Origin of the sequence: Sphingobacterium chuzhouense (assembly GCF_014692525.1) — a bacterium.
GTDB classification, from domain to species: Bacteria; Bacteroidota; Bacteroidia; order Sphingobacteriales; family Sphingobacteriaceae; genus Sphingobacterium; species Sphingobacterium chuzhouense.
The window spans coordinates 1,009,676-1,022,295 of sequence record NZ_JACNYL010000001.1 but is presented as its reverse complement, the minus strand read 5'-3'; the positions used below and the strand labels follow the sequence as shown (position 1 = coordinate 1,022,295).

The 12,620-nt window shown below is 42.3% G+C and carries 5 protein-coding genes; 3 read left to right on the top strand and 2 right to left on the bottom strand.

Annotated elements, in window-relative coordinates; all coding sequences use genetic code 11:
* Nucleotides 1-79 precede the first annotated feature (79 nt).
* Genes H8B21_RS03900 through H8B21_RS03890 form a run of 3 tightly spaced genes read left to right on the top strand, consistent with a single transcriptional unit; the run spans nt 80 to nt 7,997 of the window.
* Nucleotides 80-3,181 (top strand): SusC/RagA family TonB-linked outer membrane protein, encoded by a 3,102-nt coding sequence (locus H8B21_RS03900; protein WP_190312456.1) that lies wholly within the window; start codon nt 80-82, stop codon nt 3,179-3,181.
* A gap of 23 nt (nt 3,182-3,204) precedes the next feature.
* Nucleotides 3,205-4,989, top strand: coding sequence for a RagB/SusD family nutrient uptake outer membrane protein (locus tag H8B21_RS03895; protein ID WP_223814818.1), 1,785 nt, complete (start codon nt 3,205-3,207; stop codon nt 4,987-4,989).
* A 59-nt stretch (nt 4,990-5,048) separates the two neighbouring features.
* On the top strand, nt 5,049-7,997 hold the full coding sequence (locus H8B21_RS03890) for a glycosyl hydrolase 115 family protein (protein WP_190312454.1): 2,949 nt from the start codon (nt 5,049-5,051) through the stop codon (nt 7,995-7,997).
* A 36-nt stretch (nt 7,998-8,033) separates the two neighbouring features.
* Here H8B21_RS03890 and H8B21_RS03885 read toward each other — a convergent pair whose 3' ends face one another.
* Entirely contained in the window at nt 8,034-9,209 is a 1,176-nt protein-coding gene (locus H8B21_RS03885) for a trans-sulfuration enzyme family protein (RefSeq protein ID WP_190312453.1), read from the bottom strand.
* A 65-nt stretch (nt 9,210-9,274) separates the two neighbouring features.
* On the bottom strand, nt 9,275-12,610 hold the full coding sequence (gene mfd, locus H8B21_RS03880; protein WP_190312452.1) for a transcription-repair coupling factor: 3,336 nt from the start codon (nt 12,608-12,610) through the stop codon (nt 9,275-9,277).
* Nucleotides 12,611-12,620: the final 10 nt, after the last annotated feature.

Sequence of the window (12,620 nt, the reverse complement as noted above, 5' to 3'; positions counted from 1 at the left end):
AATATTGACACAAGATGTCGAAATATTCTTTTCCTGAATTAGGAACTTGACATCAGGTTAGCAAACGGAATATAAATCTATGAATTACAGACAAATCATGAACTATAGCGTAGCTTTTCTATTGCTTTTCGTTTTTTCGTCGATGGCATCAAAAGCGCAAGAGACTTCTGTTTATAGCGGAACTGTTGTAGATCGGGAGAACCAGCCATTGCCAAATGTTTCTGTACGGATTCAGGAATCAGGAAGGGGAACACTCACTGATTCGCTTGGGGCTTTTACAATCGAATCACGGGAAGGTAATCATCTTATCGTTACGATGGTCGGGTATGCCGAATATACGGAAGTGTTGGGTGGAAATAGACAATTAAGCATACAATTGGGAAAAGGAGATTATACCGATTTGGAAGAGGTAGTTGTTATCGGATATGGATCAGTACGAAAAAAAGATCTTACCGGCTCAGTGTCCCATATCGGACAGGAGGTTATGGAGACCCGCGTCGCAACATCCGTAACAGATTACTTAAAAGGGAGTATTGCGGGTGTTAATATTGGTATAAATAATAATGCATCTGGCGGGGGTGATATACAGGTTAGAGGTCCCGCCTCATTGCAGGCATCCAGCTCGCCGCTGATTGTGCTGGACGGAGCTATATATTATGGATCTATGAGTGATATCAATCCCAACGATATTGAAAGTATCGATGTTTTAAAAGATGCAAGTTCCACAGCAATTTTTGGCTCGAAGGGCTCGGCAGGTGTTATTATGATTACCACGAAAAGAGGTAAAACGGAAAAACCGGTGGTTACCTACAATTCTAAATTAGGTTTTTCAAATCTACTGTCCATACCTCCGTTGCCCACACCCGAACAATACGTCCAGCGGAGAGCTGACTATTGGAAAACAATTGACTTTTTCAATCCCGAGAACCAACAAAAAGGCAAAGGATATTATGATAATCCAGATAATCTTCCGGAGGGTGTTACTCGCGAACAATGGGCGAATTATGACAATTCTTTTTCGGGGGATTATATAGATACTTGGTTGAACCGGCTGCAATTTGCCCCAATAGAGATTGAGAACTATATGGCAGGACGAACAGTAGACTGGCGAGATGAGGTTTATCGTACCGGTATACGGTTAGATAATAATGTTTCTTTTTCTGGACGTTCTGCTGCTACCGACTATTATGCTTCTATTGGGCATTTAAAGAATGAAGGATTTACCAAAGGAGACAACTTTACCGCAACTAGGGCCCGTGTGAATCTGGAAACCAATATCACGAACTGGCTCAAGGTGGGTACCAATACCCAATTTTCCAACCGGGCAGATGATGATATTACGGTCAATGAAGCCAATGCGGACGTAATGAGTCCATTCGGTAGTCTATATAATGAGGATGGAAGCATTAATAGATACCCTACAGGAGATGCGAGGATTGCTAATCCGCTATTGGCGGCGGGAGTAGATGACTATTTCTATCGTGTGCAAACACTGAATTCCACCTTATTTGCTAAACTGACACTTCCTTATGGGTTTAGTTTCCAGACCAATTACAGCAACCGCTTCGGATGGCGTAAGGATTATTACTTTCATTCGGATGAAAAGCCAAATGTAACGGCAGGAGGTAGTGCAAGCAGAGAAGATTATTCCGACTATGAGTGGATTGTCGATAACATCCTCAATTGGAACTATAGGATAGGAAATGTACATAATTTCGATGCAACATTTGTTGTAAACTCAGAGAAATATCAATTTTGGAGAAGCACGGGTGAAAATGAGGGTTTTATCCCGAACAGCAACCTCACCTACCACAATATAAATGCCGGCATCAATCCTATTGTCCGGTCGGACGATCAGATGCAGACGGGTAATGCTATTTTAGGTAGGATAAATTATGGTTTGCTGGATAGGTATTTATTAACCGTTTCTTTGAGGCGGGACGGTTTTTCGGCTTTTGGGGTGAACAATCCTTATGGTACGTATCCTGCTTTTGCAGCTGCATGGCGAATTTCCGAGGAGAAATTTATGAAACGTACTCCCTTCTCCGACCTCAAACTGCGCTTGTCATGGGGGGAAAGCGGGAACAGGGATATCGGACGTTATGCTGCATTGTCAAGATTGAACGTTACAGATAATATTATCGACGGAGAAAATATAAAAGGTATATGGACAGACAATCTTTCTAATCCTAATCTGAAATGGGAGCGTACCAAAGCGTTGAACGTCGGTTTAGATTTTGCGGTTTTTAACAACCGTCTACAGGGCGTACTCGACGCGTATTATAATAAAACCACCGATTTGATCCTTATGCGTTCGTTACCGACAATCACAGGGTTTAGCGATATCATAACCAACTTGGGGCAGGTGGATAATAAGGGGTTTGAAGCAACCTTGACAAGTGTTAACGTCGATAAGCAAGATGTTACATGGCGTACATCATTTATATTTAGTAGCAATAAAAACACGATTAAACACCTCTACGGTGAAATGGTTGATATTCGGGATGAAGACGGAAACGTAATCGGACAACGGGAGGATGATGACATACAGAATAACTGGTATATCGGACACGGTATCAATGATATATTTGATTATAAAATGATCGGCATATGGCAACTCGGAGAAGAGGAACAAGCTAGGAGATACGGGAAAACACCCGGAGACCCCCGCCTATTGGATGTAAACGACGACGGGGTATTGAATCAAGAGGACAAGCAATGGCTGGGTTCTGCTACACCACGATTCAGGGCATCATTCCGAAGCGATTTGACATTATGGGGTGCGTTGGATTTTTCGTTTGTTTTGAGAGGTGATTTTAATTATTGGGCAGTCGATAATATGGCGAGAAATGAAGATAATCGGTTTTTTGACCGATCGAATTCTATTCTCACGGAATATTGGATGCCGGACAACCCTTCGAATGAATTTGCAAAATTGGGCGCAAATTCATCCAACCCCACTGTGAATATCTACAAAAGAAGAGATTATCTCCGCTTACAGAACGCGTCGATCTCCTATCGGGTGCCTAAATCGTACCTTACTAAATTGTCTATTGAAAGCTTACGCATCAGTGCGAATGTAGACAATGGTTTTGTGATCACCAACTGGACATATTTCGATCCGGAAAACCGGGGTCGGGCACCACGAATATTCACGCTGGGGCTTGATATTACCTTATAATGGTTTCATTTAAGAATAGAAAGATGAAGAAGAATATTGTTTTATTTTCGATACTGTTATCATTTTCAGGGCTCGTTTCCTGTGTAAAATTGGATCCACAGCCATTATCTTTTTTTGCGCCTGAAAATACATTGACCGACAAAGCCGGACTGGAAGCTTTATTGGTTACCTCCCGAAAACAGATTAAATGGGAATGGTTTGGTGATGCATTTAACGCTGGTGTTTGTGAGACACCGCTCGTATATGAATACGCCTTTTCGGATATGCACGTCATGGGCGCACCGGAAGCCAAGGAAATTCACAACTTGGAAACGCAGCTAACGCCTACCACTAACCAAAGGTTACATTTGACATATTGGGAGTTGGGTTGGAACGGCATAAAATACGCCAATACGGTTATTAGTAGAATAGATAACGCCACGTTCGATACGGAGGAAGAGCGAAATGCCATTTTGGCGGAGGGATATTTCCATCGTGCATACTGGTATTACCTGCTGACAAACCAATGGGGAGATGTTCCGCTTATTTTGGAAGAAATCACCGGACCGAAGCTTGATTTTGTAAGTAGCGCCCGGAATACCGTGTTGGCACAAATGAAAGCAGATATGGAGTTTTCCGCACAATGGCTTCCATTAACAGCGCCTCCAGGTGCGGTGAATAGAGCAGCGGGAGAACATCTACTTACAAAAATATACATGGCGCTCGGCGAATTTGAAAATGCCATTGAGTCTGCCACACGTTGTATTAATAACTATGGGTTGCAACTCATGGATACCCGTTTTGGTGTCAACGCCGGAAATGCACAACTGGATGTATTTAACGATCTGTTTAAAGAAGAAAATATAAGCGCATCCACAAATAAAGAGGCGATTTTCGTGGTGCAAGAAAGGTTTGGTATTCCGGGAAATGTTGCCGGAAATGGTTCTGCGAGGTTGCGTAACTTTGTTCCTTACTGGAGTAATGGCGCTGTTGTACGTACTCCGGATGGTAAATCCGGTACTACCTATGATGCCGGTCCATACGACGGTTACGAGCTACTTGATTCGCTAGGTCGGGGTATCGCAAAAATTCGGCCGACAAACTATTACCAGTATGAAGTCTGGGCAGACGCAGGAACAGATATCCGTTATAACGAAAATAACTGGTATGACAAATCAAGATTGTGGTACAACAGACCAGTATCTAAAGGAGGAAGTGATGAATGGTTTGGTAAGCCGATCCAAGCGCAATATGTACAAGATACCATGCGTTGCTACTTTTCTTTCCCAATTGTTAAAGTATTGGTACACAAGGATGATATCAATCAAGGGAGAACACCTTCGGGTGGGTTTACAGATCAATATGTATTCCGACTAGCAGAAACGTATCTGATGAGAGCAGAGGCATATTGGTGGCTCAATCAATTTGGAAATGCGACAGAAGACGTTAATGCAATACGTGAAAGAGCATCTGCTCCACTATTGGCTACGGTCACCTTGGACGATATTTTAGATGAACGTGCAAGAGAACTGTTTCTGGAGGAACATCGTAAAGTAGAACTGACGAGAATCGCTTTTACGATGGCACAATTGAATAGAGATGGCTATACCATGGCCAATTTCAGCGAGAAAAATTGGTATTATGATCGCATTATGGAAAAGAATAATTTTTTTCAGGAGCAATATTTTTATTCTACAAATGCTTTTATCATGCGACCATATCATGTATTATATCCTGTACCGCTAACCGCTATCACCTCAAATAGCCAAGGACATATAAATCAAAATAAAGGTTACCCCGGAGCAGAAACTAATATACCAGTAGAATAAAGTGCGTTTATATTACAGAAAATAGAATAAAACAAATTACGAAATAAATAAATCGATTGATGATGATGAATATTGCTAGATGCCTAGTGCTTTCTTTTTTAGTTATATTATGTTGTACGTTTTCACAAGGACAGACTAGACTTGCCAAAAATCAGAAAAACAGCTTTGTCATAACAAATGAAAATAGAACAACGCCGATATTATATGATGATAATGATGAACTTTCGGTGAAAACGGCACTGAAACTTTTCACCGAGGACGTTGAAAGAGTTTCGGGAAAAAAACCCGCACTAATAACGGAATCCGGTAAAGAACGTAATCTCATCATCGTCGGAACAATTGGAAAAAGTAATATAATCGATCAATTGATTCGTCAAAACAAGCTAGATGTTGGTAAAATAAAAGGGCAATGGGAAAGATATGCCATACAGACGGTGAAAAACCCTCTTAAAGGCGTAGATCAGGCGTTGGTAATCACCGGTAGCGATAGACGAGGCACGGCTTACGGTCTTTTTTCTATATCCGAAACGATAGGCGTATCTCCCTGGTATTGGTGGGCAGATGTGCCTATAAAACATAGCGATAATATCTTTCTGGACGTGAAGACATTCTCTTCTCCTGCGCCAACCGTAAAATATCGAGGTGTTTTTATCAATGATGAGGATTGGGGGCTGTTGCCTTGGGCGAAACACACATTTGATCCCGAACTGAAAGATATTGGTCCCAAAACTTATGCTAAAGTTTTTGAGCTTTTGCTGCGCCTGAAAGCGAACTATCTATGTCCCGCCATGCACGAAGCGAGTGGGGCATTTAATAAATATTCGGAAAACAAGGTAGTAGCGGATTCATTCGGTATTGTTATGGGATCTGTACACCCCGAACCGCTACTCTTTAACAACGCCAGTGAGTGGGATAAAAAAACGATGGGCGAATGGAATTACATGACGAACAAAGAAGGAATTTTAAAAGTACTGGATCAGCGAGTAAAAGAAAATTCGCCTTATGAAAATGTGTATACATTGGCTTTACGGGGTCTACACGACAAAGCAATGACGGGTGGTTATAGCCTCGAACAACGTGTAGCGCTGGTCAGTGAAGCGTTAAAGGATCAACGGAACATCTTGAAAAAATATATAGACAAACCGATCGAAGAAATTCCACAGGCGTTTACGCCGTATAAAGAGGTGCTTGATCTTTATCTTGCAGGACTGGAGCTGCCCGATGATGTAATATTAGTTTGGCCCGATGATAATTACGGTTATATGAAGCAGTTGAGCAATGAACAGGAGCGCAAGCGATCAGGTGGTTCGGGGGTATATTACCATGCTTCCTATTTAGGAATACCACACGATTATCTGTGGCTTTCTTCAACACCGCCCGCTTTGATGTATGAAGAACTGCATAAAGCATACAATACAGGAGCTGACCGTCTGTGGTTATTAAATGCAGGAGACATTAAGTCTTGCGAGTTTCCTGTTACACTGTTTCTCGATATGGCTTATGATATTAATCAATTTACTTTTGAAAATGTACCAAATTATCAAGCTAATTGGCTAAGTTCAATTTATGGCGAGCAATATCTGGATGACTTTAAAGAAATAACACGCGAATACAATCGTTTGGCATTCACCCGCAAGCCTGAATTTATGGGGTGGGGATATGAGTGGAATACCTTCAGCCATGGACGGGAACGTCCAACGGACACGGATTTTTCGTTTACGAATTATAAAGAAGCCGATAAGAGAATAGCAGATTATACGCGAATTGGCGCGGCGGTTGAACGCATACGCCAAGAGATTCCAAAAGAAGCTGAACCCTCTTTTTTCCAGTTATTGTACTATCCTGTAAAGGGAGCTGAGCTTATGAATAAAAAGTGGCTTACAGCCCAAAAGAATAGGCTCCACATTGCGCAGGGACGATCGAATGCGAATATATTACGGGACGAGGTGAAGCATTATTATGATACGTTGTATAAAATATCATACGAATACAACGATTTAATGGATGGTAAATGGAAACGTATCATGTCCTTGCGTCAGGGTGTGACTGCTTCATATTTTGAACTTCCTAAATTGGATTCTGTGCAGGTTTCAACACAGGCGGGCATGGGGTTGGTTGTGGAAGGACAGGAGCCGTTAAAAGGTGTAAGTAGCTTTTACACGTTACCCGCATTTAATCCCTATACGGATAAAAGCTATTTCATCGATGTCTTCAATACCGGAGAGGGTACTTTTGATTGGTCTGCGCATCCATCGGATGACTGGATTAAGGTGAGTAAATCTGCCGGACAGGTAACACACGAAGAAAGAATATGGGTATCGGTCGATTGGGAAAAGGCACCAAAAGGGGAACGTATCGGGGGAGAAATGGTGTTTAGAAATGGAGATATGCAGGAAATTATTGGTATATCGCTTTTTAACCCTGCAAACGTTGCTGTACGTGATGTTAAAGGATTATATATCGAAGATAATGGTGTGATTTCGATCGCGGGTGCCGACTTTCATCGAAAGCGAGAAACGGATGATATCAAAATGCACGTTATCGATAATCTGGGAATTGAAGATCAAAGTGTAATGATCGGTAACCCTACTGCGAAAGTGCATAATCCCCGCGATCCAAAATCTCCCGGTGTGGAGTATGATTTTTATACGTTTCATCACGGGCCAGTCGATGTCTATACGTATGTATTACCGGTATTTCCTTTGAGCTCGGATCGTGATTTTGGTTTCCACGAACAGGGAACGGGACAAACGCGATATGCAGTGTGCATCGATGACGGACCTGTGGCGCTACCTTCTTCCTCCGCACCGGAATATACACAAGCTTGGTCTGATAATGTACTCCGCAACGCAGCGATTAACAAATCAACATTTTATATTGATAAACCCGGTAAACATACGCTCCATATTAAATGTGGCGATCCGGGTATGGTTATCCAAAAGATTGTTCTAGACTTTGGTGGGATGAAAAAATCGTATACGGGGCCAACGGTTACGAAAGTAGAATGAGAAAGTAAAAATAAAATTGAAAAACGGAGCGTTGGCTTAGGCCAACGCCTCCTCAAAATCACTAATAAGATCATCGATATGCTCGATGCCGACCGAAATGCGCAGCAGCCCTTTGCTGAAAGACAATTGGTTTCCTTTTTTTTCTGCCTGATGCGCACCCCACATGCTTGCCGGATGGGTTATCAAGGACTCCACGCCACCTAAACTTACGGCATTGTGGAAAAATTTTAACCTATTTAATATTGTTTGCGCTCTTTGGAACTGTTCAGCGTCGTCTTTGCCGTTAACCTCAATGGCGAGCATACCCGTGAATCCTTTCATCTGTTTTTTTGCTAACGCATGTTGCGGATGATCGCTGAGTCCGACATAAGCAACTTTCTTTATCGTAGGTTGTTTCTCCAGCCACTGCGCTAAGGCAAGCGCGTTTTCATTAATTTGACGAACACGTAATGCCAATGTTTTTAATCCACGCAACAGCAACCAAGAATCAAAAGGACTCAATGACGCGCCTAGCAAAAGCGATCTACGCCAAACTTTCTCGATATATGCTGCCGAACCGCATACCGCACCCGCTGTAAGGTCGCTATGTCCACCAAGATATTTCGTAGCACTATGGACAATAATGTCAATACCAAAATCAGCAGGTACTTGGTTGATTGGGGACGCAAAGGTATTGTCTATCATGGTCAAAATACCGTGTTCCTTGCCGAGTTTACCAATATATTCCAAATCGGTAATATCGAGGTTTGGATTAGAAGGTGTCTCCACAAAAATGAGTTTTGTATTGGACTGTATGGCTGCTTCGAAAGCTTGGTTGTCGGTTTGGTCTACTTGCGTTACTTCGATACCATATTGTAACAGAAAATCCCGCATAAATGTTAATGAAGCGGCATAATGCGCGTTCTGGGCAATAATATGGTCACCACTTTTTACCACAGCGAGGATAGCCGTACTGATCGCCGCCATCCCGGTTGCTAATACCAGTGCATCCTCTTTCTTCTCTAATTTCGCTATAAGCGCCGCAGCCTGACTACTATTAGGATTGCCATGACGATGATAAAACTCGGGCGATTTCGTTGCCGCCGCCGCATGTGCAAAAGAATCTATATCATCAGCAAGATACGTGGATGTTTGGAAGATCGGCGTCACAACCGATTTCGTAGTATTGAAATGTTCACCTTCGTGAATTAAAGAGGTTTCTAGCTTTGCCATAACGAGTAATTATAGCGCAAAGCTAGTAAATAATCTACTTAAAAGGTAGTACTAGATAGATAACATCAAATCATTTCGCTCAATAAATGCAATGCATAATCAATGCTATTGACATTGCTTAGCGCCAGCCTAAGTTGCCCTTTTACCTCCTTTAAATTCGATATCGCCGGATGTGCCTGCACGAATGCCAGTACTTTCCCGAATTGATCAGATTCAAAATAACTGGATTTTGGATTGTTAACAAAGTATCCTTTGAGGGTATTCTTTTTAAAAGAAATTTTCTCGAAACCAATCTGTTTGCCCAACCATTGCAAACGTAAGGTATTGAATAGCTCATAAACAGGCTTGGGTATAGTGCCGAAGCGATCCTCCAGTTCTTTTTCGAATGTCGCTAGCTGTTGTTCGTTTTCCAATTTTCCGATTTCGTTATACAGGTTGTATCGTTCCCCGATATTAGTGACATATTCATCTGGTATCATGACCTCGAGATCGGTATCTATTTGGGTAAAAGAGACATACTTTTTGTCCTTTTCATCGGCAAATAGTTCTCCAAATTCATCTTCCTTTAGTTCCTGAACGGCTTCGTCGAGAATCTTGTTATACATCTCGAACCCAATTTCGGCGATAAAGCCAGATTGTTCAGCACCCAACAGGTTTCCGGAGCCGCGTATATCTAAATCACGCATGGCGACATTAAATCCAGAGCCCAGTTCAGAAAATTCCTCCAATGCAGACAGACGTTTATAAGCCTCGTTCGTTAATGTCGATAACGGTGGGCTTAATAGATAACAGAACGCTTTTTTATTGGAACGTCCTACACGACCACGCATCTGGTGGAGATCACTCAGACCAAACATGTGCGCGTGGTTGATAATGATGGTATTGGCATTCGGAATATCTAGACCTGCTTCGATAATCGTCGTAGCGACTAATACATCAAACTCATGGTTAATGAATTTTAGCATGACGTCTTCTAGTTCATCCCCCTCCAATTGTCCATGAGCGATACCCACGCGGGCGCCAGGTACCAATTTTTGAATCATTGCCCCTAATTGAGGTAAATCGGCCACTCGGTTGTGAATGAAAAATACTTGTCCGTTTCTTTCGAGTTCGTATGAAACCGCGTCCTGTATAAGCGTTTCGTTAAATACGTGCAGTTCCGTTTGTACCGGTTGCCTATTAGGAGGTGGTGTGGAGATGATACTTAAATCGCGCGCGCCCATCAGCGAAAAATGCAGGGTACGCGGAATAGGAGTTGCGGTTAAGGTTAATGAATCTACATTTGCCCGCATCACTTTGAGCTTCTCTTTAACGGAGACACCAAACTTTTGTTCTTCATCAATAATCATCAATCCCAAGTCTTTAAATTTGACGTCTTTACTGACCAATCGGTGCGTGCCGATGATAATATCTATTTTGCCTTCTGCTAGGCGAGCTAATGTATCTTTAATTTGTTTCGAGGATTTGAATCGGTTGATGTAGTCTATATTCGCCGGTAATCCTTTCAGACGATCGCTGAACGTACGGTAATGTTGCAGCGCTAATATTGTAGTTGGAACTAACACCGCTACCTGCTTGCTGTCTGCCACAGCTTTGAAAGCTGCCCGGATAGCGACTTCCGTTTTTCCGAAACCTACGTCTCCACAAACCAATCGATCCATCGGGTGGGGCGATTCCATGTCCCGTTTGACATCGTTGGTCGCTTTCTCTTGATCCGGTGTATCCTCATAGATAAAGGACGCTTCTAGTTCGTTTTGTAAGTAAGTGTCCGGACTGAATGCATTTCCGGTTTGGGCTTTTCGCTTGGCGTACAATTTAATGAGGTCACGCGCAATGTCTTTGACCTTTTTCTTGGTTGTCTTCTTCAACTTGTCCCAAGCATCCGTTCCCAGCTTATTCATTTTAGGAACGGTACCTTCCTTGCCCGAATATTTGGAGATACGGTTTAAGGAGTTGATATTGACATAGAGCAAGTCGTTGTCTGCATAGACCAGACGAATCATCTCCTGTGTCTTACCATTGACTTCCACTTTTTCCAGTCCTGCATATTTCCCAACGCCGTGGTCGATGTGGGTGATGTAATCGCCCGGTTTTAGATCACGCAATTCTTTTAGCGTAATCGCCTGTGAACGTTCATAACCTTTTTTACGTTTGTATTTATAGTAACGATCAAAGATCTGGTGATCCGTGTAACAGGCGAACTTTTGCTCGTCATCACGGAAACCTTCGCGAAGAGCCCGGTGTACCGGAATAAACGTCACCGTTTTGTCGATGTCTTCTAAAATGGTAAAAATTCGTTCGATTTGTTTCGTAGAATCTGAAAAAATGAGATTTTGTATCTGGTTCTTTTCATTCTCCTTGAAATTATGGATCAGTAGATTAAAATCCTTATTGAATGAGGGTTGCGGGTGTGTGTCAAAAGAAATGGTTTCATCAGCTTTGTAGAAAAATTGCTTTCCAAATTCTATGTTGGGAAAGTCAAATAACATCTCCCCGAAGGCCCGGTCGGTCGTAAATGTGACCCTCGGATCTACCCATTCGCTGTTGGCCTGAATATCTTTCTCGGGAAGAGCCTTCCAGAATTCGGATGCTTTTTTGTAACCATCTTTCAAAACATCTAGCGTGAACTGCACATCTTTTAGCCAGATGGCACTATTCCGGTCGATATATTCCAATAAAGAGATATGGTTATTGGATAGGAATTTTGCCTGTACATTAGGCACAATGGTGACTGTATGTATCTTGCTGACGGAAAGTTGTGTTTCCACGTCAAATGTCCGTATACTTTCTATATCGTCACCAAAAAACTCAATCCGGTAGGGGAGGTCATTGGAAAAAGAAAAAATATCGACGATCCCCCCACGAATGGCAAATTGCCCCGGTTCGTATACGAAATCAACGCGCTCAAAATCGTATTCATAAAGAAATTCGTTAATAAAATCGATGCTGAGCTTGCTTTGCTGCGTAATGCTCAGTGTATTTTTTTCTAAATCATCTCGATTAATGACCTTTTCGGCAATGGCTTCCGGATAGGTTACCAGCATTTTGGGCAGTTCAGAAGTATGGTTTAGGGCACTTAATGCCTCGGCACGTTGCAGTACGTGGGAGGCGTCTGTTTGTGTAAATTCATAAGCCTTACGGAATGATGCAGGAAAGAACAGAACCTGTTTATCCAATATGCTTTCTAGGTCACTTAAGAAATAGGAAGCCTCTTCGTGCGTAGGTAAAATAAAGATGAAAGGTCTTTCCTGCAATGTATAAGCTGCCGCGGCTATCATCGCATCAGACGAGCCAATAAGTCCTTTAAGATGAATTTTAGGATTTTTTGCCTGTATATTTTTTACCAGTGATTTTACCTTTTCGCTTTTCGCGTATTTATCGAGAATTTCCTGTATACCCACGTAATGCCAA

Bases quoted from the DNA above. Each gene is read 5' to 3' on its own strand.
- H8B21_RS03890 (WP_190312454.1), top strand. From the start codon at position 5,049: ATGATGATGAATATTGCTAGATGCCTAGTGCTTTCTTTTTTAGTTATA.
- H8B21_RS03900 (WP_190312456.1), top strand. From the start codon at position 80: ATGAATTACAGACAAATCATGAACTATAGCGTAGCTTTTCTATTGCTT.
- H8B21_RS03895 (WP_223814818.1), top strand. From the start codon at position 3,205: ATGAAGAAGAATATTGTTTTATTTTCGATACTGTTATCATTTTCAGGG.
- H8B21_RS03885 (WP_190312453.1), bottom strand. From the start codon at position 9,209: ATGGCAAAGCTAGAAACCTCTTTAATTCACGAAGGTGAACATTTCAAT.